The organism is uncultured Roseovarius sp., from assembly GCF_947489715.1.
GTDB lineage: Bacteria > Pseudomonadota > Alphaproteobacteria > Rhodobacterales > Rhodobacteraceae > Roseovarius.
The window spans coordinates 13,160-36,265 of the sequence record NZ_CANLER010000016.1; the positions used below are offsets into that span (position 1 = coordinate 13,160).

The 23,106-nt window shown below is 53.2% G+C and carries 19 protein-coding genes; all 19 read right to left on the minus strand.

The genetic code is table 11. From position 1 onward, the window contains the following. Positions 1-22: 22 nt before the first annotated feature. Positions 23-1,948, minus strand: coding sequence for a type IV secretory system conjugative DNA transfer family protein (locus Q1B27_RS23425; protein WP_299852212.1), 1,926 nt, complete (start codon positions 1,946-1,948; stop codon positions 23-25). Further along, on the minus strand, positions 1,948-3,885 hold the full coding sequence (locus Q1B27_RS23430; RefSeq protein WP_299852215.1) for a relaxase/mobilization nuclease domain-containing protein: 1,938 nt from the start codon (positions 3,883-3,885) through the stop codon (positions 1,948-1,950). Before Q1B27_RS23430 ends, Q1B27_RS23425 begins: the two co-directional genes overlap by 1 nt. Continuing rightward, on the minus strand, positions 3,878-4,561 hold the full coding sequence (locus tag Q1B27_RS23435) for a helix-turn-helix domain-containing protein (protein ID WP_299852218.1): 684 nt from the start codon (positions 4,559-4,561) through the stop codon (positions 3,878-3,880). The genes Q1B27_RS23430 and Q1B27_RS23435 overlap by 8 nt, the downstream gene beginning before the upstream one ends. 359 nt (positions 4,562-4,920) lie before the next feature. Further along, positions 4,921-5,436 carry a hypothetical protein gene (locus Q1B27_RS23440; protein ID WP_299852223.1) on the minus strand — a complete coding sequence of 172 codons (516 nt, stop codon included), beginning with the start codon at positions 5,434-5,436 and terminating at the stop codon, positions 4,921-4,923. A 152-nt stretch (positions 5,437-5,588) separates the two neighbouring features. After that, positions 5,589-7,430: a ParB/Srx family N-terminal domain-containing protein gene (locus tag Q1B27_RS23445; RefSeq protein ID WP_299852226.1), complete on the minus strand. Its 1,842-nt coding sequence runs from the start codon at positions 7,428-7,430 to the stop codon at positions 5,589-5,591. 262 nt (positions 7,431-7,692) lie between these two features. Beyond that, on the minus strand, positions 7,693-8,079 hold the full coding sequence (locus tag Q1B27_RS23450; protein WP_299852229.1) for a DUF3768 domain-containing protein: 387 nt from the start codon (positions 8,077-8,079) through the stop codon (positions 7,693-7,695). Between the two features lie 546 nt (positions 8,080-8,625). Continuing rightward, positions 8,626-9,027, minus strand: coding sequence for an ABC transporter permease (locus tag Q1B27_RS23455; RefSeq protein WP_367181390.1), 402 nt, complete (start codon positions 9,025-9,027; stop codon positions 8,626-8,628). Positions 9,028-10,053: 1,026 nt separating this feature from the next. After that, positions 10,054-11,073 (minus strand): branched-chain amino acid ABC transporter permease, encoded by a 1,020-nt coding sequence (locus Q1B27_RS23460; RefSeq protein ID WP_299852233.1) that lies wholly within the window; start codon positions 11,071-11,073, stop codon positions 10,054-10,056. Further along, complete coding sequence (locus Q1B27_RS23465) at positions 11,070-11,948, minus strand: branched-chain amino acid ABC transporter permease (RefSeq protein WP_299852236.1); 879 nt, start codon at positions 11,946-11,948, stop codon at positions 11,070-11,072. The genes Q1B27_RS23460 and Q1B27_RS23465 overlap by 4 nt, the downstream gene beginning before the upstream one ends. 27 nt (positions 11,949-11,975) lie before the next feature. Further along, positions 11,976-12,704 carry an ABC transporter ATP-binding protein gene (locus Q1B27_RS23470; RefSeq protein ID WP_299852239.1) on the minus strand — a complete coding sequence of 243 codons (729 nt, stop codon included), beginning with the start codon at positions 12,702-12,704 and terminating at the stop codon, positions 11,976-11,978. Continuing rightward, positions 12,701-13,465 (minus strand): ABC transporter ATP-binding protein, encoded by a 765-nt coding sequence (locus Q1B27_RS23475; RefSeq protein ID WP_299852241.1) that lies wholly within the window; start codon positions 13,463-13,465, stop codon positions 12,701-12,703. Before Q1B27_RS23475 ends, Q1B27_RS23470 begins: the two co-directional genes overlap by 4 nt. A 16-nt stretch (positions 13,466-13,481) precedes the next feature. Beyond that, the gene (locus Q1B27_RS23480; RefSeq protein ID WP_299852243.1) at positions 13,482-14,792 is read right to left on the minus strand and encodes an ABC transporter substrate-binding protein; all 1,311 of its coding nucleotides are present in this window, start codon (positions 14,790-14,792) and stop codon (positions 13,482-13,484) included. Positions 14,793-14,813: 21 nt separating this feature from the next. After that, a complete protein-coding gene (locus Q1B27_RS23485; RefSeq protein WP_299852246.1) occupies positions 14,814-15,941 on the minus strand; it encodes a class II histone deacetylase in 1,128 nt (375 codons plus the stop codon). Between the two features lie 438 nt (positions 15,942-16,379). Continuing rightward, positions 16,380-17,384, minus strand: a complete 1,005-nt coding sequence (locus Q1B27_RS23490) for a LuxR C-terminal-related transcriptional regulator (RefSeq protein ID WP_299852249.1) — start codon at positions 17,382-17,384, stop codon at positions 16,380-16,382. A 263-nt stretch (positions 17,385-17,647) separates the two neighbouring features. Then, positions 17,648-18,685, minus strand: a complete 1,038-nt coding sequence (locus Q1B27_RS23495) for an extracellular solute-binding protein (RefSeq protein ID WP_299852252.1) — start codon at positions 18,683-18,685, stop codon at positions 17,648-17,650. An 18-nt stretch (positions 18,686-18,703) separates the two neighbouring features. Continuing rightward, entirely contained in the window at positions 18,704-19,513 is an 810-nt protein-coding gene (locus Q1B27_RS23500; RefSeq protein WP_299852256.1) for an ABC transporter permease, read from the minus strand. Beyond that, complete coding sequence (locus tag Q1B27_RS23505; RefSeq protein ID WP_299852259.1) at positions 19,510-20,445, minus strand: ABC transporter permease; 936 nt, start codon at positions 20,443-20,445, stop codon at positions 19,510-19,512. The genes Q1B27_RS23500 and Q1B27_RS23505 overlap by 4 nt, the downstream gene beginning before the upstream one ends. Then, on the minus strand, positions 20,445-21,536 hold the full coding sequence (locus Q1B27_RS23510; protein WP_299852262.1) for an ABC transporter ATP-binding protein: 1,092 nt from the start codon (positions 21,534-21,536) through the stop codon (positions 20,445-20,447). Before Q1B27_RS23510 ends, Q1B27_RS23505 begins: the two co-directional genes overlap by 1 nt. A 127-nt stretch (positions 21,537-21,663) precedes the next feature. After that, on the minus strand, positions 21,664-23,094 hold the full coding sequence (locus Q1B27_RS23515) for an aldehyde dehydrogenase family protein (RefSeq protein WP_299852265.1): 1,431 nt from the start codon (positions 23,092-23,094) through the stop codon (positions 21,664-21,666). Positions 23,095-23,106: the final 12 nt, after the last annotated feature.

Sequence of the window (23,106 nt, forward strand, 5' to 3'; positions counted from 1 at the left end):
AACCGCTTTCTCACCCATTGCTTCAGATCTCGCCGAGCAGCTCCTCAATAAAATCACCCTGCTCCCCAAGCCTCTGTTCCCACTCTTCGGGCACCGGATCGCCCCGTTCAAGATTTTCCGCATGGACTCCATCGCCCTCGTCGCCACCGATCTTCACTTGCATCGAGCGGGATTGACGGCGTTGGGTCCGTTCGCTCTTCGGGGGTTCTGCTTTAACTTTCGGATCCCCCAGGCTCTGACCGTCCGGCTCCGATTCCACCGGCGTCTCGACCCAAGGTCCAGTGCCGTCAACGCGTGGGGGATATGGGAAATCGCGACCGGCCTGCTTTTCCACCAATACCTCAAACTTCGGGTCGTCAAAGTACTTGATACGCTGTGCTCTGATCGGGTGTTGCGGTGAGGCTAGTATGATCACCTCATCCGGGTCCATCGTCCGGGCCTCAGTCTCCGATAAGAGTGGACGTTCTTCCAAACGCGCGGTTGTCGAGGTCGCCCCGAGGATGCCTTTGTTGCGTCCGTACATACGCGTCACGGCTTCGCGTGTCGTGCTGCCGACCGCCGACGACACCTCGCGCACGGTGCGTTGATCGCGCGGAGTGATGTAGAGCTTCAACCCTGCCCCATTTTCCAGGCTCTCTCGCCCTTCGGGGCCATAGATACGATCAAGCGAGGCAAGAGATTGCGCGATCATCGCCACACGCCCACCGTAGGCAGCCAGCGAGTGGATCGCGCGCTCGAGATATGGCATTGCGCCCATCTGCTGGAATTCATCGATCATCATCATGACCGGCCAGGGCTCATCCGAGCCAGGCTCATTCAGACGCAGGTTGGCAATCAGATCAGCAAACATCAGGCGCAGAAGCGGAGCCAGCGTTGCGATGTGATCCTCGGAGACAACAATGTAGAGCGAATGCGGCTTTTTGCGGAACATGGCAAAATCAAAATCACTGCCATTTGTGGCTGAACGCACTGCCGGATTGTCCCACTGTTTAAGACCCGCCGTCATCAGCGCCTGGATGTTCGAGGTCAGGAGTCGTGACGAAGCACTCGCCGCATTGGTCCAAAGCTCGCGCACAACCGCTTCTTTGGATTCGTCCGCATAGATGCCATATTGCGCGTTCTTGTAATCCCCGCCAGTAACAATCCGGTTGACCTCTCCCAGCGTGGGATTGCCTCTCTGGATCGCCAGCAGACAGGCCGCGACAAAGATCGATTTGCCAGCTTCAGAGAATGTATCCAGCGTCTTGTTGTCCTTGTCGAGAAAGAGATCCGCCAGGATGCTGACTTCGGTGAACTGCTGCGCAAAACTTGGCGCCTTGGCAATACGCGCCAGCGGATTGTAGCGATGGGTGCTGTTGGCCCAGTCAAACGGGCTGAAGCGGAATACCTCGTCGCCATTCAGAGCCCGCAAGCGAGAGGTTTTCTCGAAGTTTTCTCCTTTAACGTCGAGGACAACAACGGACCCGGCAAAGGACAAAAGGTTCGGGATGACAAAGCCTACGCCTTTGCCGGCACGCGTCGGGGCCACCATCATCACATGCGGGATATCACTCGCAGAGATATAGGGTGCTTTCGAGTTGGGCTTGCCCAGTTTGCCACAAACAAAGCCCCGCCCCACGTCCTGCAGCATGCCGTTCTTGCGGAGCTCAACCTTGGTTTGCCAATGGGCCGAGCCATAATCATCGCGTTCTCTCGCCCAGGTCCAGGCAAAGGCCAGAGTCGCTAATCCGATTGCCCCAAATCCGATAACACCAAAAGCCACTTTGAACGCTTCAGGGTGCGCCGCTCTGATGCCCGGCGTTGCCTTCCAGACAATCAGCATGTCGAAATTGCCGAACCCCGTCTTGAGCGCCAGAGCCAGATAAAAACTGGCGACGATTGTACCCAGGGCCGCACCGCAAAGCGTTCCGAAGGGCACAGCGGCCCAGACAGGGAGAGGGCGTTCCATCAGAGCCCCATGTCATCATCGAGATCGCGGAATTCGAGCTGACGTTCCGATCCGCTGCCCCGCTGCATCTCGAGATTGGTTTGTTTTGTAACCTCATTCACCTTGTCTTGCTGCAGAGCAGAGGCGCGTTCTGTGAAGACGGTGTCACCGGTTTCTTCATGGGTGAGTTCCAGAAATTCCTGCGTGACGGTGATCTGGTCGATCCGGTTGGGCAGCGCCTCACACAGCACCTCGTAGTTGCCGCGTCTGAGTTCCGCGAGGCCTGTCTCCCCCAGTTCCCTCATGAGCTCCGCCTTAAGCGTGCGCTCGACTGTCACTTCCTGGGCTTCCGACAAATCACCGTCACGCAACATGTCCGCAAGCTCCTGCAGATAGGGGTTGGGACCGCGATCTGACTCGTCGACGAATGATTGTTCCGCATCGGCCTCTCTGCCTAAACCAATAGCCACTCCCAACTCCTCGGCCCGTTCCCTCAACCCGTCCATGAAGGTGTCGACCTTTTCCAAGGCTTCCTCCTGTTGCGCGTCGCTGGCTCTGCTGAGGTCAATGCCGTCCTTTGCCAGTACGGCCGTCATGTCACGTTCCACCCAATCCTGCGCGAGGCCGTAGTTGGTGGTTCCACCCGTCTCGATCCGGGCCGTTATCTCATCGCCATCCAGACCAATTTTCTCCGCGTAGGCTTTGAGGCCTTCCAATGCCTCTTCCTGGCCAGAAGCAAGTGCTGCAATCACTGTCTCATCCCCTGCCCCTGGCGGGTAGGGATCAACCAGATCCCGCGCAAACCGCGCGCGCAGATCCGGGTCCGGCACCATTTTTGACAGATCGCGGATCACCGGCGCGGCCTTGGCTTCAAACGCTGGTCGGTCAGTGACGTCCAGTTCCTCCGCCTTGAGTCGCAAGGCCTCAATGGTTTTCTCGGCATAGTCGATGGCATCACCCACCGTTTTGATATCTGCCCGGATGGTCTCCATATCGATGTCTCCTGCGTTGAATTTGTATGGTGTTCCCGTTCCCAGGGCTTTGGCCATGCCACGCATGGCCCGCGCCAGATGCGCCTGATCCATGTGGTCCAGCATGTCAGCCAGATCGGCATAGTCTTTGGCAAAGCCCACGACCTGCGCTTTGGCGATGTCCCGCTCTTGCGGTGTCATCGCAATGTCGCGCGGCAGACGGGCCTCTTCTTTGGCGCGGTAAATCTCATCGATACCCGGGGCCTTTGCGAAAATGCCACGCTCGAGCCGTGTTGTGGCCTCAAGCACCACGCCGTACGTTTCCGCTATCTCGGCCTGTTTTTCGCGCATCAGCTGCGGCGACATCACGCCCTCGGCCCAGCACGAGAACCAGGTGCCGTTTTCAATGCCGCGGTTGTTCAGGATGATATGCGCATGCTTGTGCGCGCGGTCGTCATGCACCGAGAGCACATAGTCCCACTGGTCGCCATAGTTGCCGCTCTCAAAGAAGTGCTCGGCCCAGTCGAGCGTGATCTCTTTGACCTGATCGACCGAAACATCCTTCGGAAACGAGAGCAGCATGTGCGACGTGAACCCGAGCTTGGTTGTGCCGCGCCAGGTCTCGGACCACGCCTCAATGACCTCTGTTTTCTGATCTTCGGACAGCACCGCGCCATCGGTCAGAACATTGGTCATGGTGGAATAGCTGTAGACCGCCTTGTCGTTGACATACGCCAACTGGTTACCGAGGCTACTCCTTGTTTTGCACCCCCCTGCCCTTATGCGTTTGAAGACGGCGGCCCGGCTCTCGGGCAACGCCGCCTTGAGCATGTTGCGGGCCGACAGTCGCCCTGTGCGTTGATAACTCCGACCTTGACGGCGGCCTGCAATCCGCGCCTCGATCCGGGCGTGACGTTGCCCCTGAATGCGCCCCTCTTCCCAGAGCTTGCCCATGACGGCGGTATAAAGAGCAAGAGGATCAGCCATGGACAGCGCTCCGACGTTCGTCAGCTGAATCATGCGTCGCCAATTGCGTTCGGGCACCCGCGAGAGGCAGCGATTGGGGATGCAATTTCAAGTCGGATTGCTGATCGCGGGTTTCCTCGGGCGACTCCGATAACGGCTCATCCACCGCATTCCACCCCTGCCCTCTCTGATTGCGCGCGGCCTCCTTCATCGACCCAAGCTCCCGGCTCATCTTTTGCGCCACGTCCAAAAGGCTGGTCAGCGTGGAAAGATTACCCTCCGACAACACCAGTTTGCCGCGATGCACGGCCTTCGCCAGCACCCGTCCGGCATCACTCACATCTTGTGCCTGACGCCAGATCTCACAAAATTCCACAACCAGATCGCGCGGCACATCGAGGAACCCGCAGCGCCCCCGCAGCAGCGCATTCAGTGCTTGGCTGCGATTAGAAAACCCACGTGACTGCCACTCCTTATCGAAGGCCGTAAGTTCGGATTGTGACGCCCGAAACGCTACGATCTCTGACGGATCTCGCACAGCGACACCCTCGCCGATCTCCTCTTTGGCAAGCCGGTTCACATGCCGGGGTGACACACCATAAATCTCTGACAATGCCTTCGCGCTTTCACCCGCCGCGAAGCGTCGCGCGATCTCAATGCGCTGCTCTAGCTTCAGGTTTTCGGCTGGCCTTGGCACTCTTCAGACCCCTCAGACAAAATGTGTAAACATTTGGCATATCCTGCCAACGTCCTTCTTTTCATCCTCAGGGATACATCAAATCAGCATTTTGCTCAATATGTCTTTTTGCGTGTTTCGTAATATTGCGAGATATTGCCGATGCGTGCAGCGATATTAACACGCCCAATCACTCCCGCGATTCACACCGATGTCGATAACCAGCGACCCACAGGAATTGTCCTTGTTTCAATTTGATCAGCAGACCAAACACCAAGCAAAAAATGAGACCGCCCAAAGGGCGATCTTAAGAGGTGCAGCTGTAATATCTTCGAAACGCAAAGCTCAACAGACGCTATCAAATAACCTCCGAATACATGTCACCGATCCTTTGACAGCACCCCGTCTTGCGTGATTGCGGCGACATTGCTGGGCGTCCTGCGTTTCAGCTCAGTCCCGTCGCCGGACATCACCGCTTCGACAAATTCGGTTTTCTTGAGAACACCGCCATCAGCTTCAATCCAGGTCGTGCTGTCGCTGTCCTCGCGCGTGACAGACCCGTCCGGATTGATGCGGATGGACACATCGCCAACCTTCACCGACACGGTGAACCGGTCGATCTTCACCCCTTCCCAGGCCGTTCTGTCGTCCCGGCGCAGCACGATCATGTCGGGGCGCAGCTTTATCTGGATGTCCTGATCGGTGTCCCCCTCAGCGCTTTTCACAACGACAAAGGCCTCCTGTTCGGCGGGATCACGGTGGATCGTGGCGTTGCCATTCTTCGGCGGCCAGACATGCGGCTCGCGCCGCCGTCTGCCCTCGGGATCACGATGGAACCCGATATAGAGCTGGGCGGATTTCCAGACGCGGCGGGTGGATGATGCGATGCGGCTCATGATGGCCTCCGTTCATGTGATCTTGTTTCTTGCACCGAGTGATCGGTGAAAAAACTGATTGATTGGAAGCGATGTCGCCCCATAAAACCAACGGCCCCTTTGACCCGGCTGGCAGATGTCAGGGGCGGCTCAGGGCCGCCCCCGGCTTTCTCTCAAACGTAGTAGTCAGGCACCCAAGTCTCAATCCGGGACTTCTGCGCATCGGTGACACCCAGAACCTTTTGACGCATCGGATCTGAAATCAGGTTCTCCAACGCCTCCGCCTTTTCGCCCTTCTTGAGCTTCGCGAAACTTTTGGCGCGATCCTCAGCAGGCGCAATCTCCAGCAGGGAATTGTAGATGTCTTCCAGCATCGGGCCGGAGATGCGTTTGAAGAAATTCTCCGCTGTCGGCGTCCAGACCTTGCGAATTTCAGCCCCGGATTTGCCGACAAGACCCTTTGCAAAATCTTCATCCCCACCAGTCAGTAGGATTGCAAGCTGGCGCGTAATCTCGGCATCACGGAATTTCTTGCCCTTCTTCTTGAACCCCGCAAAGGCTTTGGTCAGATCAACGTTCCACGCATCCTGCGGCGCAGAGCCCGGCTTACTCAACCGTTTGTCCACGGCAAAACCGGTCCCAGTCGATGGCGTGTTGGTTGGCCCACCAAGGCTTACGTCAAAGACCTTCTCATAACCGGTCATGCCACAGAGTTGGAAACCCAGCAGATCAAGCAACAGGTCCGGCTGATCCAGCATGGCATTTTGCAATGCCGCCAGCTTGATCGCGTCCAGATCATCCCGCAGCTTTTGTGAATATGGGTTCTTGGGTGCGGCAGACCCGTGGTTGGACTTGGCCAGAACACCCGCCTCCATTGCCGCCTTCTTGTCCTCCGGCCTGATCAGCCCGGCACAGGTCTGCACGTCACCGCCATTGCTGACGTAGACCACACAACCGGCAAGCGCTTTCTGTTCCGGCGTGTACTCGCCGTCCAGAGCGATCTGAAGCGCCTCAAGGTCTGCCTCGCCCGCCGCATCAAGCACATCGCCCTCAGCAAGCTCCGCCAGTTCGTCATAACGTGCTGCCTGTTCTTCGGACAGAACCCCGTCGACCGGATAGACACGCGCGACCTTGCGCTCCTCCATGAAATGCCACCCGAGATAACTCTCACTATGGGTCTCGACCCATGCCCAGCCCTGATCGCCTTGGATTGTCTTGGCCAGCGCGTCCAGTTTAGCCGCAAAAGCCTCGGCCAGAATTTCGCTGTCCTCAAAGAAGACATCTTCGGAGAAGAGATCACGGGTGATTTTGCCACCCGCCGCCTCATAGGCCTCAACCCCCACAAAGACCGCGCGGCGATCGGTGTCGGTGACCGCTTTGGGATGCAGGAACTGGTCCAGTTGACGCGTCGTGTCGATCTGCCCGTCTTCAATCAGCCGGATGGCTTCAAAGATCAGCTTCTCATCATTGACGGTGGTCATCTTCTGGGCCGTGGTCAGATTGATCTGTCTGGCTTTGAGTGCGTCCAGTGCTGCCTCCGGCAGGCCTGCGAGTTTCAGCCGACCTTTGACATGGGGCACGGTTACGCCAAAGGCGCTTGCAATGGTCTCGGCCGATGCATCGCGTTCTGCCATCCGGCCATAGGCGCGAATTTCGTCAGCGGGGTCGAGATCAGCCCGCGCGGTGTTTTCGGCATTGGCCCACATTTCGGCCTGTGTTTCGTCCTTGGCCAGACGGACCGGGATGGCGTTGAGTGCTACGTGATCCCCGTCACTGCCCGCAAGATGCGTGAGCGCCCGCAGGCGTCGGCCACCGGCGACAATACCGATCTTACCGGTTTCGTCTTGCAGCCCGCCAAGGTTCTGCATCAGTCCGCAGACCTTGATGCTCTCGGCCAATATAGTGATTTCCTCCTCGGTCACATCCTGACGTGGATTGAGATCATGCAGATAAAGCTGGTCCAGAGTGGCGTAAATGATCGCAGTCTCAGGGGTGGTATTCGTTTGATTGGTCATTTGAGTGATCCTTCTAGTTGATTGAAAGTTTGGTTGGCTTTATGATCACCTCAGCCCGTGAGGGGGCTGAGGCGCTTGGGGCTTAGGCCCCGGCGTTAGACTTCAGGAAGGCGAGGCCGATCTTGGCGGAAAGGCCTCCCTTATTGATCAGTGCCACGGCTTCTTGCCGTAGCTGGAACAGTCGTTTCTGGTTCATTTCATCACCTCCTTTCCGGCGCGGGTTGCGCCTTTGGAAGCCGCCCAAATTGAGGGCGGCCCAAAGCTAATATTCAGAGGCGTGCATGACGGTCAGAACGCGCCGCGTGACATTGACGTCAGCAGGATTGTCACTGCCCATGCAGTAGGCGGTATCGTAAAGATCGACCTTCCAGAAAATCTTGTAGGAATTGCCCGCGATCTCAAACTCGAACGCGCCAAAAGTGTGATCACCGTAAGGATCATTGGCCTCGGTAAACTCGGAAAACTGCTGGACCCGCTGCATGATGATGGCCTTTGCGGCGGGTGACAGATCGGCCACGCCGCGCGTAAAGACGATCTGTCCTGGCACGGAGAAATCCGCGCCCCAAGTACTACGAAACCGGTCATTCTGCTCCGCGACGATGGCTGCAGTTTCATCTCTTTCTTCTTGAGTTTTCTGTTCTTCTGTCATCCGACGTCTCCTTGCTCGCGGGGGCTATAGGGTTGCCCCAATTGGTGTCTGGTTTTGAGAAGAGCCCCTCTGGGGCGTCGTCTCTAAAACCTGACCCACTGGCGAAGTGTCGGGGGTAGCAACTGCAATAGAAATCGATGGGGCTGGTGCGGCCCGCAGGGCCAAAGGCCCGAGGACACGGGCCCTGTCTATTTCTGTTGCGGGCGCGAGGACCGAAGGTCCTTAGAGCAGGGACCCGCCAGGGTCCGCGCAGATCGACGGAAGACTTTTGCGATTAGATGAATGATCATCTCTCTAGCTCCAGTCGCACGCGCGTCGAGCTTGTTGACTCAATGAGACAAGCGGCAGAAACTATTCATTGTTCCGTGAGTGGTGACCATTTCTTTGGGAACTGGAACATGTCGGGGAGTGAAATTTCTGCACTCCCCGACAGCAAAAAACCGCAGTTGCGCAAGCACCTATTTTCGCTCAAGCCATGACTATCAACAGTTCCGGTAACGACAAGCTGGCCCAAAATCGTTACCGGCTGTAAGTTTGGTGTGCTCTCTATTTTGCGTTGTCTGCCCCCAACAACTGAGGCAGGTTTCCAAACCGAGCGATCATTGAAAAAATTAAAATCGAGGTGACAATAAATGTGATGGCACCTACCGCCATCGTAGGCGTGAATCCATTTCTCAAAGAGTTAAATATCTGCACTGTGACCGTCGAATAAGCTGACGCCGAAACAAAGAAGACTACGATAAATTCATTGAAACTGAGTACCATCGCGAAAAAGAAGCCAGATGCCGTGAACGGCAGCATTTGCGGAAGAATGATTGTTCGAAATGCGGTCGCCTCACTGGCCCCCATGGTCGCGGCAGCATCCATATGCGACCGGTCAATACCTTGGAGACCGATAGAAAGGGTCGTCAGGGGCAGCGCAACAAACAGGGCCGCGTGGCTTATGATACCTGATAAGCTCCCGCCATCAACCTTGGTGCGCGCGGCCTATTCCTTGAAACATTTCACGAAGATCGACAGTGGGCTGCTTGCTTAGTTGGTCAAAGTTTTTGCCGTTTCCAGTCCTAAATCTCTAAGGTGACATAAGAATGCCTATTCGGCATTTAGCTTTGAGGACGCACCAAGCGGTTTCAATGTCTCCTGGCTTTCGATCTTCGGGATCACGACTCCAGTTGGTGTGATGCCCAGCGTTGGGTCGTTTGGTAAAATTCAAGAATTGTTATTTCGGAAATTCAATTCTGGCAGGGGTCCACTTTTGGCGCCTTCGAGCTTGTCGCAAGAACCGGCTTTCGTCGCTGTAGTCAGCCGAAATAGGCGTCGCTGTAAACGAAGACCTATCATCCAATACGTTGAGAGCAGCAATACCTCGCAGATCATCTTTGTCGTTGGTGACTGCCGCTACATAGACGCCGCAATTGCTGCAGATAATGTACTTTGCCGTACTCATTCCAAATGAGTATCGGTTTACATTGTCAGCGGCTGTAATTTTCACAAGTAGGGAGCCCCTTGGATCTGCAATCGCTTGTGTCCCATGCTTTCGGCAGAAACTACATTGGCATTCTCGAATTTCAGTATTTTCGGGAGAAATAACGCTTGAAAATTCAAGCTGAACATTCCCACAGTGGCATCCGCCAGCATATGCCTTAGCCTTGGTCATGTTATCGACCATATGCGCCTCAGCTGCCGGTCGCAAAGCTGAACTGCAAGTTCCATTCTAATATTTGCTCAGCAGGACAAGAATTGCTGATTCTTTCTCTCCAATATCAGCTTGACTATGGATGATGAACAACGTTGCTTACAACATTGCCCTTTCCCCAAATTCAGCCATCGGACAGGTTGTCAAATTCCTTGCTTGCGATCGAGGTGCACGAATCACGATTATGTAGTGAGTTTCCAGAGTGCGTGGCCATAAATCGAGCAAAATTCTGTTCGAAACGGATCTTACGCCCCTAGTTGGATCGAGTTTTTGATTGCTCATGTCCTTGATTTTGGCGTGTTGTTTTTTCCCGGCCTTATATGTTTAAAGAGTCGTGCAAATAGCGCCGCTAACCCATTTGGTGCGAACAAAACGACCAAAACGAGAATTAAACCCAGGCCAATGTTTTTTGCATCGCCAAATTCTTTTAGCCATTCGAGCCCTATCAGGATCGTCGCAGCCCCAATGTACGGGCCCCATATCGAACCGAGGCCACCGACGATCACCATCGAAAGAACCAAGATCAGAGTCGAGAAATCGAAAAGACTCGGCCCAGCAAACCGAAAATGCCCCGCATATGCCCAACCTGCCAATCCAGTTAACGCTGCTGAGATCGCAAATACAGTCATCTGAGTATAAAAGCGGCTAATACCTCTGGATGATGCATAACCTAAATTGTCACGGATCGCGCGGAAAGCGAGGCCCAATCGACCGTGCATCACAAACATCGTCACCAAAGTTACGAAAGCAAAAGCTAAGAGAACGACATAGTAGTTGCCAAGGATCCAATCCCCTTTAAGGAAAGGACGAAAGCCAAAATCACTGATTCGAGAAAAACCGGTCGCTCCGCCAAAAAATTGCAGACAGCCTCCGCCCTCGCGTGTGTAACAGTAGGTGTCCGTAATGATGAGAACGTGTATCACCTCCGCGATCGCGAACGTGAGCAACGCAACATATGCTCCATGCAACCTCAGGCAAGCCGCTCCAACAATCAGAGCAGAAACCATCGCAACCAAAACGGCCAGCGGTAAACTCATCCAGATTGAAAGGTCTAGATGCCGTGACGCCATGGCCGTCGTATACGCTCCAATTGCGAAAAATGCCATTTGCGCCAAGGAAAACACCCCAGCATGTCCCATAAGCAAATTCCACTGGCTGGCTACCATAGACCAGATTAGAAAAGTAATAATCTGGCCTACAAAGTATCGTTCTGGAAACACGATGGGCACCAGTGCCAGCGCCGCTACAAAACCCACTGAAATCAACAGATCGCGACTAAGCGCTTTAGAGAGGATCATAGCCGCACAACCAGTTGTTTGCCGAAAAGTCCATTCGGGCGCCAAATCAGGAAGAGGATGACCAGTAACAGCATCACTGGAAAGCCGTATTGTACGCCAAGAAAGTACTGGATCGTCGCTTCTAGAATTCCAAGACCGATAGCTGCTAGTCCTGTGCCACCGATATGACCCAGACCAGCAACGACACAAACCACAAATGCCATGAGCATGGGATTACCACCCATCTGAGGTGAAAGTGTTGAAAGCGAAGAAACCATGATCCCGGCCGCGCCTGCAAGAACTCCAGCGATAACAATGACTTGAAGGTAGGTTCGACTTGTTCGAACACCCATTAGGCGTGCCGCATCAATACTCATTGCTGTCGCCCTGATGGCTCTTCCCAACTTGGTGCGTGTAAGCAGGATGTTCACTCCTAACAGAAGCAGCGCGGCTCCTACTAATATGAGAACCCTCTGAGTAGGTACAATCACATCACCAATCGAAAATTTTCCATCAATAACAACTGGCTGAGAGAATGGATAGGCGCCAAAGATCTTCAAGATGATATCTTGGGCGAGAATTGCGATCCCGGCTGTGGCCACAATAATGTTCGTCTCGAAGTTTCGTCTTCCGATCATGAACCGAGCCACAAAAAGATAGGTCGCGGCTCCAATTATTCCGCCAGCAGCTAAACCAAACACAAAAGCAAACGGGCGCGGAAAGCCAAACATATCAACCGCAACAAACGCTCCGTAAGCTCCTACGGTCATGAAAATCCCATGGGCCATGTTGAACATACCCAACGTACCCCAAACAAGTGCAAGGCCGGTCGCAGCCAATGCATAAAGAGCACCCAATGTGAGGCCTGTAACCATAACTTGAAGAAAGATATCCATTACCTGCGTTTCCTCAGTTCGAGCAAGTTAGTGGCCACCGAAATAAACCTGTGAGAGTTCGGGACTACTTTGCAAAGCCTCGCGCGTTCCACTCCAATGCACCTTGCCGCCTTGTACCAAAGAAATTTTTTGGGCGATTTCACTGATGCGCACGGGATTTTCTTCAACTACAAGGAAGGTTCGGCCAGACTTCGTAAGTTCGTTCAAAGCCTGGTAAATTTGCTCGATGATCAAAGGGGCGAGACCAAGTGATGGCTCATCAAGCATGATTAATCGTCCGTTAGCCATCAAACCTCGGCCTATACCCACCATTCGACGCTCACCACCAGACAAACCATTGCAGTATTGGGTGCGGCGGTCCTTCAGCTTCGGAAAGAGAGTGTACACCTCCTCAAGCCGGTTGTGGGTTTCCGCTGGGTCGTCACACAGGTAAGCGCCCATCAGAAGGTTCTCTTCGACAGACATCTCAGGAAATAGTTGATCCCCCTGCGGAACATGAACCAATCCGGCCCTCACCCTTTCAGACGTGTCCGTAGCTTCGATGGGCTTCCCAGCAAAGGTAATCTTGCCAGATATCAATGGAATCAACCCGGACAAAAGCCGCAATAACGTAGTCTTTCCGTGACCATTGGGCCCAATAAGAGCGACGACCTCCGACGCGTTGATGTCCAGGTTAATGCCATGCAGAACCACGGACCCAGCATAGCCCGCTTTGGCCTGTTCAATCTGCAACAGTGGTGTCGTGTCCAAACTCATGACAGGTCCCCACGCATCTGCGCAGCAGCAGACCCCAAGTAAACCTCAGCGACAGTTTCATTGTGAGCTATCTCTGAGGGCACACCGTCAAAGATAAGGGACCCATGATGCATGATCACTGCGCGGTCAGCGACCTTGGTTAAGAAAGACATGACATGCTCAATGAAAACGATTGTATGGCCCTGCTCCTTAAGACGAATGATAAGGTCCGCAAACTCGTCAATCTCTGTTGGTGTCAATCCACCTACCGGCTCATCGAGCAGCAGCACCTTGGGATCCGATGCAAGAGCAGTCACAACCATCAGTTTCTTGCGATCCAGCGCAGCAAGCCTTGAAACTTCGACATCGGTTTTTTCCGTCAGACCGAACTCTTCAAGGTACGCGCAGGTTCGGTGATGATCCGCCCGCGACCAAAGCGGCTTACGACGCGACGCTGTTTGGTTGCCAAAAACGACAGCGGTTAAGACATTTTCATAAACCGTCATAGAGTCAAAACCAGCATTAAGTTGGAATGTGCGCGCGACGCCCAATCGCGCACGCTTGTGGGCGGGCATCCCATCCAACACGACCCCGTCCAGTTCGATTCCCCCTTCGCGAAGGGGCACAAGCCCGGAAATCAGATCCAGAAACGTCGTCTTTCCGGCGCCATTAGGACCACCGATTCCGACCACCGAGTGTCTCTCGATGATTAGGTCGATGTGGTCCACCGCCACGAGCGATCCAAAGGTCGCTGTGGCCGATGTACAAATGAGAAAACTCACAAACGATTTCCTCAGCTTAGCTCTTCATCCAATTAGGCAACTGGAAGTCCGCAACGATATACGGCCAAGGGGCAACCAGCTTCCCGTCCTCAGCCTTGCTTTGAATTTGGCTGAAAATGTGAGGCATTCCAAGCGAAGGGTCATTGGTTTGCGCTGGATAGGCATACGCCGATTGGGTTTCCTGCACGCAGCGATAGGTACCCATCGGGCCGCGGAAGATTAACCCCCGAAGTCTTTCGGCTACCTTGCGGTTTTGCTCTTCTTCGTATGCCGCCCCTACACCACCCGCGAGGCTCGCGGCGATCGCGTACATATAAAGCGCCTGATAAGTTTGCCCACCTGAATTAGGTGAAGCGTCCGCTCCGAATTTCGCAGCATATGCTTCGCGGAACGCGATACCGATTTCATCCTGAAGTGCACCAATTACTGTAGCATAAAGAACACCTTCAGAAGCATCGCCCGCCACATCTCGAAACGCTGCGAGCGAGGCACCATACTGCATGTACACAAGGGAGTCGGTCGGATCATCCATGAACTGGAGCATGAACTGGGCCTGATCCTGCGGGAAATAGTGGGTCATCGCAATCACCGCCGGCGGATCGGCGCGAAGCTTCGAGAGAGTGGGGCCCCATTCCGAGATCGGGACTTTTACAGTCTCAAAGAGCGATACCTCAAAGCCGTATTCTTTCGCCTTTTCGTTCAGCGTATCTGCAATGTTGACTGAGTAGTTTCCCGGACCGGTGATAATCGCGAGTTTATCGTTGGGGCGATCAAATTTTCCTTTTGTTTCAAGCTCTTTGATAAACTCTAACAAGCCATCAGCGTAAAACGTCTCAGGCGGGTCGATCATAAACGATCCCCAATAGCGGTCTGGATCAGATTTTATAACCTCTTCATGGGTTACCTGGGTCTGCGCATGCATGCAGATCACGCCGGCGTCCGCAGAAATTTCCGGAAGTACAGTACCGGTTTCAAGGTTATAGCCAGTGATGAGTGCGCTCGCGTTGTTTCGGTCAACCAAGCGCTGTGCCGCTTGAGAAACGACATCGTCACCTTTGCTCTCAGTATCAACAAATTCCAACTGGATCGGGCGCCCCAAAATTCCCCCAATTGTATTTATCTCTTCCGCCGCCAGTTCTAATCCACGCCGGAATTCAATACCGTCAGCTGCGACGATGCCAGTTAGCGGTGACGGACAACCAACTATGATGGGTTCACCGTCAGCCGCACTTGCTTGGCTGTTCATACTCGCCAGCAGCGCAGCGCCACCAACACCTGCTGCCGCAGTTCTTCCAAAAAAGCCTCGCCGAGTCATCGAACTTTTCATATTCTTCTCCCTAGTAGTTGCTTAAGTTTCTGTTGCTGTTTCTTCGGGCTCAGGAACTTCACAAACAAAGCGCTGAACCTCCGTGACCAGCTCAATCTGAGCTTCCATCAACTGCCTTCCTGGGGCATCTTTCCAATACTCTAGATACGGGTCATCGACCCCACTCTTTTGACCAGTCAATGTTTCTACAACTGCGAGCCCACAAAATGGCACGTAAAATGGCGAGTACCCGCCTTCATGACTGAAGACGAGCCGACCATTGCAGAGCCTTTCAGCGGCGCCCATCAGTTTGCTTGTCAACGTTGCATAATCCTCAGAGAGCAGCATCATTCGACCAAGTGGATCAACAAAGGATGCGTCAAATCCGCATGCAACGAGAATCAGTTCTGGTCGAAAACGGTCGAGAGCGGGCAAAACAATCTGGTCGAACGCATGTGCATATCCTCCAATGCCGCATCCCGAAGGCAATGGTATATTTATCGCCGTACCAAATCCTTTTCCTGTCCCACGATGGTCAACAAACCCTGTATCAGGTGGAAAATTCCGATCCTGGTGCAATGAAATCGTAAGTGTGTTGGGGTCTTCTTCGAAACAGGCTTCCGTCCCATTACCGTGATGTACGTCGAAATCGACGACGGCAACCCGCCCAATCCCGTTCACTGCCCTGGCGTTTTCGACCGCAATGGGGATGTTGGAGAACATGCAAAACCCCATACCCATTTCCGGTCGGGCATGATGGCCAGGCGGACGAACAAGCGCGTAGGCATTCTGGACCGATCCCTCCAACACTGCCTGCACAGCAGAAATCGTCCCGCCCGCAGCCAAACGAGCAATATCGAAACCACCCGTTGCAAATGGAGAGAAGCCGTCACCCATATCGCCACCTCTTGGGTCAATCGACAGTTCTTTCATATTCTTGACATGCTCTGGGGTGTGGACACGTAGCAAATCTTCTTCTGCCGCAGCTTGGTGCTCAACCGGCGTCATTATGTCAGCCATGCCTGAAACGGCGACCAATGATGCCAACCTTGCCTTCGACTCAGCTGATTCCAGATGCCGCAAAGGTTGAATCGCTGGGCCATTCAAGAATCCAGCCGCCGTTCCTGTGTCGTGCCATGCAAAAAGCTCGTTCCAAAGCCAACCTGTCACCACGTCAAATTCCTTCCATTTTGAGGGAATAGCGTAGAGTGCACAAACGAGACCGCATATCGGTCAAATGACCGATCCCTGCCCATCAATCTCTCTATGTGACTTTTCCGGCCTTCTAGGTCCTACAAAAGTGTAAAAAAAATCCTGAAACACGCAGGTTCTACAAACACAGTTCGATTGAAGTCAGCTATGCGAGATAGACGAAGCTTTTGCATTTAAAAAAGGCCGACGCCGGAAAGACGAGCTTATCCAGCATCGGCATAGTGGCTAGGAGAGATCAGGAAGAGTAAGCTCTCACTAGACAGGGAGAAAAAGCAGTTAAGTTTCGTGTGCGATTGTCTGCGGAGCTCCTATCAATTTCGTCATCAACAAAAGCTTTTTCGCAACTTGGGTTAAGACAAGTGTAGCATAACTAAAATGCCTGGAGCCGCCTATCGGTCAGACGACCGACGCCCAGTCTTTGTGCTGCATTGAGATTCGAAACTGGCGTACGTAAAGACCATGTTGAAAAACTTTCATCGGTACTTCTGAACGTCGAGAAACGCCCAATTTATCATACAGTTTTTCCAAGTGAGTTTTTACTGTCGACAGTGTTACGCCCAATTGGTCGGCGATCTCGGTGTTTGTTAGTCCAAAACAAGTTAGATTGGCGACCTCCAACTCGCGGAAAGTAAGCTCCATCGGCGGCTCTTCCGGTTTTTGCTCAACGACAACGTGTGAACCTCTGTGGGAATACTCTTGTCGGAAAACTATTTTCCACCAAATGCGATCAGGAGTTATGTGATAAAATCTCACCTGGCCGTTGTTTGACGAAGCCAGCTGAGCAGCAATGCGCAACATCTCCTCGTCTTCGAGAATGCCCCTCTCGACATTATTCAAACAGTTTGCGGAATCTACGGTCCCATGAGCAGTTCTTACGATGTGGGTTGTTGTTGCCGAATCCGAAATTTGCTGCGTGATTTTCGAAAGTGAGGGGGTCAGCATCGACAAGATTAGACGGCCTTCGTCTGAGAGCGGTCGATCGTGACCGGAACTCAAGTAAAGTACTCCTGTAGCCTTCTGTTCAGCGCCTCTTATTACGTATGTGACACCTTCGCGAAATCCTGCGGGTCCCAAGCAATCACCGTATGTGACCGTGTCGTAAAAACTGAACGGTGTATCACTCATTCCAACGGGATGTTTTTGCGTTTTTGCGAGAGCAAAACCCGGGCAATCTACTAAGTAAGTACTGGTTAGATAACTGGCAACTTCGTTCGAATACGAACTCGTTAACGGAACCGCACTTTCCATCGAAGGCGACCAACTCGTCAACATCGAAGCGTCAAACCGCAAGAAATCTGCAAGGTCACTAAGGCATTCGTCAAGGTTCGCACTCGTTGCGGGGCACGCCGAAAAGCTGCGCGCCAGCTCAAGAATTTTAGTAGTATTCAACGCCGCATTCATTTCTATACGCCTCAGGACAGAGCTATTTCTCCTTGTCTCCGCTGATTAACGAACCACGTTACTAGGACAGCCTTGTTATAGCGACAAAAATTTGGTCAGAGAAGTGATGTGGATAATTTACCTTTACAAGACAAGTTGTACTTCAGCAGAATTCGAGTTTTAGTTGGCTTCCGTCGTCGTCGCAACAGCTCAAATCTTGACCTGACTGTAACAAGTGTCAGGGCACGCGATCAACTGCGTGCGCATGCCCCAGTTTCAAAAACTCACTTCCGGAGGTTGGTCCATATCTGGTCATAGACCGCTTGTGTTTCGGCGTCACAGACCTCAACGAAGTGACCCTTGCCGCCTGTCGGCGCATTGAGTTCTGGCATTTCGCGCAACTCGTCTGAGACGTGCTCTTTGGCTCCAGTTATTCCAGATTCGTAACGCGCATAATCACTTACCGCTGCGATGTTTTCAGGTACCAGCAGAAAATCCATGAATTTCAATGCATTTTCGCGATTCGGCGCATCTTTCAATAAAACCACGTTGTCCATCCAGACGATGTAACCATCGGTTGGAAACGCATACTCGATATTTGCACCTTCGACCCGCGCCCGCGCACCGAACCCATTCCAAATCATGCTGGCGGCAACATCCCCCGAAACTAGGATATCTTTAGTAGTGTCCGAGTTGAACGAAACCCAATGCTGTTTCGCTTCTTGAACCAGCCCATTGATCGCTTTCAGTTGCTCACGGTCATTAGTGCATTGAGGTATGTTCAAGTAAAGTGACGCAAGCGCTAAAACGTCGTTTTGCGCGTCGAGCATATTGATCTTTCCGCTGAGCTCCTCCGGCGGATTAAAGAGGACTGAAAGCTGGTCGATTTCACCTTGATAAACGTCTCGATTGACCGAAAAACTAGTCGTGCCCCATTGGTAGGGAATCGAATATTGACGCCCTGGGTCGAAGTCGACATTCAGCCACTGATCTGCGATATTCTCGAAATTTTTTAGCTCGTCCGGTTTGAACTCGCCCAATAGACCCTGATTTGCCAAAATCTCGACCATATAATCGCCCGGAACCGCGAGGTCGTAAGTTCCAATGGCTCCAGCCTTGAGCGAAGCCAGAAGCGCCTCGTTCGAATCATAAGTGTCCATTACGACTTCAATTCCGGATTCGCTGGTAAATTTCTCCAGCAGCTCTTGGGGAATGTACTCAAACCAATGATACAGAACGACTTGCTCCTCCGCTTTGGCCGCTGAAGTGACAACGCACACCAGAGCCGCTGCCGCGACACTTTTCTTGATTTTCTGTTTCATTCTTTTCTCCTCGTTGGATTACTTGGTGTTGTCGAATTTGCTCACGATGTACGAAAGCGAAACGATGATGATCGACAGGCCGAGCAGCATCGTCGAGATCGCCATGATGTTCGGCTTGATCCCCTGTTTCACCGCACCGAAAATTGCGGTGGGCAAGGTCTCTACTCCGGCACCCTTGACGAAATTTGTAATCAGGAAGTCATCCATTGAGATGATGAAGGCGAGCAGGAAACCCGAAATGATACCAGGTATCATCAGTGGTAAAAGGATTCGGCAAAACGCCTGGAAACGTGACGCATATAGATCCATCGCCGCCATCTCGTAGCTATCTTCGACGCCTTGCATCCGGGCGGCGATCGGCATGTAAGCGAATGGTACACAAAACGCGATATGCGCTATGATTATCGTCATGTGACCCCGGCTGAATCCAATCGCATTGAAGAAAATGAGCGTTGCGACAGCAGTAACGATCTCGGGCACCATCAACGGCAAACTAACCAAACCTTGCGAGATCTGGCGCGTACGAAATTGTCCACCTCGGATAATCGCCATGGCCGCCAGGACGGCGAGTATCGTGGCGCAGCTTGCAGCGATGATGGCAATAAAAAGCGAATTCCACGCAGCAATCTTGAATTTTTCGGATTCCGAACCTGTGAAAACTTCTGCATACCAGCGCAGGCTGAAACCATCCCAGCTTGTGATTGAATTCGAGGCATTGAAGGAATAGATACCAACGATCACAAGCGGAGCATAAAGAACCAGAAGGCATAGCAATGTGACGCTAAGAAACCCCGGATAACGCCGAACATCGGTTTTTGAGGAACTCATACTTCACCTCCTGCGGCCTTGGCCCGAGCCTGGCGGCGAGCAGCAACGATTAAAACGATCAAAACCATGCTAAGCAGAATCATCGACGCCGCCGCACCGAATGGCCAATCACCAGCCTGACCCTTGAATTGGTCCTCGATAAGTGAACCAATCATGAAATTTCTTGCGCCTCCCAGTAGATCAGGCGCCAGAAACGATCCCAGTGATGGCACGAAGACAAGGATGCAGCCGGCAATCACGCCTGGCTTCACCGCCGGTAAGATTACGCGCCGCAGCGCGATCCAGCGACTGGCATAAAGATCGGCCGCAGCTTCGGACAGACGGTGGTCGTATTGTTCGACCGCCGCATATATCGGCAACACCATGAAAGGTAGATAGCTATAAAACAGGCCCAATTGCACAGCGACATCGGTATTAACGATGGTCAGCGGCTGGTCTATAATTCCGGTTGATAGCAAAAACGCGTTGAGCGGCCCTTGGTCGCGCAGCAGAAACTTCATCGACACCGTTCGGATGAGCAAATTCACCCAATATGGGATAGTAATCAGAAAAACCCAAAGTGCACGACTCGTTGTAGGTCGCGTAGCAATGAAATATGCGGTCGGAAAACCGATCAGCAAGCTAACTAGCGTCGCGATCGCCGCTTGTAAGATTGAACGCCAATAGATGGAAATGTAAGTCCATTCGATACGGGGTGCTTCGTCACCGAACAACCCGCGGTCAAAAAAGAACTTATCATAGGCGGCCAGATTGAATTCCCAAACCACACCGCCACGAAACTCCTTTGTGAGGAATGAGTAGATTAGCATGATGCACAGCGGCCCGACGACAACGGTCAGTAGTACCAACCAGGACGGAGCAAGTAACCAGTGACGCACACCAGCATAGGTATCGGCTTTGACGCTGCCGCCGCTTGTGGACCCGCCTGCCATCAGTCGACGAGGAGGCGCGCGGCCCCCATCTCCATATTGACGAAAACCTGTGCGCCTGGTTCAAAAATCCGCTTGTTACCACGCTCTGAATTGGACGTACGCACAGTAAAATCTGGCCCCTCGTCAAGGTTAATAATAGTAGACAAATCCGTGCCTAAGTATATGTTTTCCTTGACGATACCCTTGAGGCTTTCTACTCCAGAGGGTGCATCTGAAGTAAACAGCTTTTCTGGACGAACTGATATATGCACGCGTGTACCTACATCGATCCCGTCGACCGCATTGCACGTCAATGAGTGTCCACCACCCAAATGGCAAATGGCATGCCCGTTATCGATTTTGTCGACCGAGACCTCCAAAAGGTTAGTCTCACCAATGAAGTCGGCCACAAACTTGTTATGAGGGCGTTCATAAATATCCCGGGCCTTGCCTAGTTGCTGAAGCTCACCCGCCGACATCACCGCAATCCTGTCTGACATGGTTAGCGCTTCTTCTTGGTCGTGTGTGACAAAAATGAAGGTGATGCCTGTTTCTCTCTGGAGGTGTTTCAATTCAATCTGCATCGCCTTTCGAAGTTTGAGATCAAGCGCGGAAAGCGGCTCGTCGAGGAGCAGCACTTTTGGTTGCGGTGCAAGGGCGCGCGCCAATGCCACACGCTGCTGTTGGCCTCCTGAGAGCTGTGATGGTTTTCGCTTTGCAAACTGCGATAGCTGCACTAACTCAAGAACTTCACCGCCTCGGCGGCGGGCGTCCGATTTTGATGCTCCGCGCATCTCGAGTCCAAAACCCACGTTATCGAGCACGCTCATATGCGGAAACAAGGCGTAATTTTGAAAGACTGTATTCACCGGTCGCTTGTTCGGTGGAAGTCCTTCAATCTCGTCGCCATACAGGTAAATCTGTCCTTCAGTTACATCTTCGAAACCTGCTATCATGCGCAAGAGTGTGGTTTTGCCACAGCCCGAAGGTCCAAGCAGCGTGAAGAATTCGTTATCTTTAATCGAAAGCGAAATCTTTTTCAGAGCGGTGAATTCGCCATAACGCTTCACCGCGTCGCGGACGTCGATTGCAATTGGCGATTCTGTATTCATATCTCTCCCTTTCGAGCCGGTTTTTTAATTCTCTTTTAAACTGCCGGCCTGCGTCCGGATATTTTAGCCACCGTGCAAAACAATTCAGAATACCCCTAAAGGGTCATTTTCAGAATCAATCCACACTTCAAGCCGCCCACCCGACGATTCCCTTGATTTCCGTGAAATCATCCAAAGCGAAATCCGCGTATTCGCGACCGTTGCCAGATTGTTTGTAACCACCGAAGGGAGCGGAGCTGTCCCAATCAGGGTAGTTGACATATATTGTGCCAGCACGAAGGAGCTGAGCGACATGCCGGGCATTGTCTAGATTTGTCGATTGGACATAACCGGCCAGTCCATAAGGCGTGTCATTGGCCATTGCGACGGCGTTTTCGACTGTTTCGTAAGTGATGATGGATAACACCGGTCCAAAGACCTCTTCGCGCGCGATTGTCATCTGCGGTTGAACATCGGAAAAGACGGTCGGACGCACATAATAACCATGCTTGAGATCTTCTGGCCGACCGAGGCCACCACAAAGTAGTGTCGCGCCTTCGGAGATCCCGGTTTCGATCAACGCCTGAATCTTATTGAACTGCAAGTCGCTGACGACCGGTCCTAGCTTTGTGTTTGGATCATTAGGTGAACCAACCTTGAAGCTCTGTGCAGCAGCCGATGCCAGTTTGGCTACGTCGTTTTTCCTTTCTTGCGGTACGAACATACGAGAGGGAGCGTTGCACGATTGCCCGGAGTTTCCGAAACACGCGGTGACCCCTTCGGCTACTGCGGTTGGGAAATCGGCGTCCGGCAGCAGGATATTTGCGGACTTTCCCCCGAGTTCCTGGTGAACCCGCTTGATGGTGGGCGCGGCCGCTTGGGCAACAAGTACCCCGGCACGGGTCGAGCCGGTAAAGCTGACCATATCGACGTCGGGATGCGCCGACAGCGGAGCACCCACGTCCGGCCCGTCGCCGTTGACAAGATTGAAAACGCCCTTTGGTGTACCGGCCGCTTCCATAATCTCGGCAAACACGAGGCCTGAAAGAGGCGCGATCTCGCTCGGTTTTAGAATCATGGTACACCCCGCGGCAATCGCAGGCGCGACCTTGCAGACAATCTGGTTCAACGGCCAGTTCCATGGGGTGATAAGCGCTACAACCCCTACGGGTTCACGCACGACGCGCGTTTCTTCCCGGTCATGGGCCCACTCGTAGCTATCCATCGTTTTTAGCATCTGCTTCAGGTGCAGCGTTCCCATCAGAGCCTGCGGAGCCTTGGCGAAATCGGCGGGCGCACCGATTTCCTGCGAAATCGTGGCGGCCAGGTCGTCGGTGCGACGCTCGTATTCTTCGAGGATCCTCTCAAGTAAGGCGCGGCGCTCCGCCACGAGGGTGGCGGCAAAGGCCGGGAATGCCCGGCGCGCGGCAGCTACTGCCGCGTCAACATCCTTGGCGCCGCCCATCGCAATCTCGGTGAATGCCTCTTCGGTTGCCGGATTGATCACTGGCAGCGTCTTTCTGCATTTAGGGTCAACCCATTGACCATCTATGAAGAACTTTCTCAGGTGCATCTGCATTCCCTCCCCTGA

Excerpts from the sequence above, each read along its gene's own strand:
- Q1B27_RS23460 (WP_299852233.1), bottom strand. The coding sequence starts at position 11,073 with ATGATCCTCTCTAAAGCGCTTAGTCGCGATCTGTTGATTTCAGTGGGT.
- Q1B27_RS23430 (WP_299852215.1), bottom strand. The coding sequence starts at position 3,885 with ATGGCTGATCCTCTTGCTCTTTATACCGCCGTCATGGGCAAGCTCTGG.
- Q1B27_RS23445 (WP_299852226.1), bottom strand. The coding sequence starts at position 7,430 with ATGACCAATCAAACGAATACCACCCCTGAGACTGCGATCATTTACGCC.
- Q1B27_RS23465 (WP_299852236.1), bottom strand. The coding sequence starts at position 11,948 with ATGGATATCTTTCTTCAAGTTATGGTTACAGGCCTCACATTGGGTGCT.
- Q1B27_RS23515 (WP_299852265.1), bottom strand. The coding sequence starts at position 23,094 with ATGCAGATGCACCTGAGAAAGTTCTTCATAGATGGTCAATGGGTTGAC.
- Q1B27_RS23480 (WP_299852243.1), bottom strand. The coding sequence starts at position 14,792 with ATGAAAAGTTCGATGACTCGGCGAGGCTTTTTTGGAAGAACTGCGGCA.
- Q1B27_RS23470 (WP_299852239.1), bottom strand. The coding sequence starts at position 12,704 with ATGAGTTTGGACACGACACCACTGTTGCAGATTGAACAGGCCAAAGCG.
- Q1B27_RS23505 (WP_299852259.1), bottom strand. The coding sequence starts at position 20,445 with ATGGCAGGCGGGTCCACAAGCGGCGGCAGCGTCAAAGCCGATACCTAT.
- Q1B27_RS23510 (WP_299852262.1), bottom strand. The coding sequence starts at position 21,536 with ATGAATACAGAATCGCCAATTGCAATCGACGTCCGCGACGCGGTGAAG.
- Q1B27_RS23490 (WP_299852249.1), bottom strand. The coding sequence starts at position 17,384 with ATGAATGCGGCGTTGAATACTACTAAAATTCTTGAGCTGGCGCGCAGC.
- Q1B27_RS23500 (WP_299852256.1), bottom strand. The coding sequence starts at position 19,513 with ATGAGTTCCTCAAAAACCGATGTTCGGCGTTATCCGGGGTTTCTTAGC.
- Q1B27_RS23450 (WP_299852229.1), bottom strand. The coding sequence starts at position 8,079 with ATGACAGAAGAACAGAAAACTCAAGAAGAAAGAGATGAAACTGCAGCC.
- Q1B27_RS23425 (WP_299852212.1), bottom strand. The coding sequence starts at position 1,948 with ATGGAACGCCCTCTCCCTGTCTGGGCCGCTGTGCCCTTCGGAACGCTT.
- Q1B27_RS23440 (WP_299852223.1), bottom strand. The coding sequence starts at position 5,436 with ATGAGCCGCATCGCATCATCCACCCGCCGCGTCTGGAAATCCGCCCAG.
- Q1B27_RS23495 (WP_299852252.1), bottom strand. The coding sequence starts at position 18,685 with ATGAAACAGAAAATCAAGAAAAGTGTCGCGGCAGCGGCTCTGGTGTGC.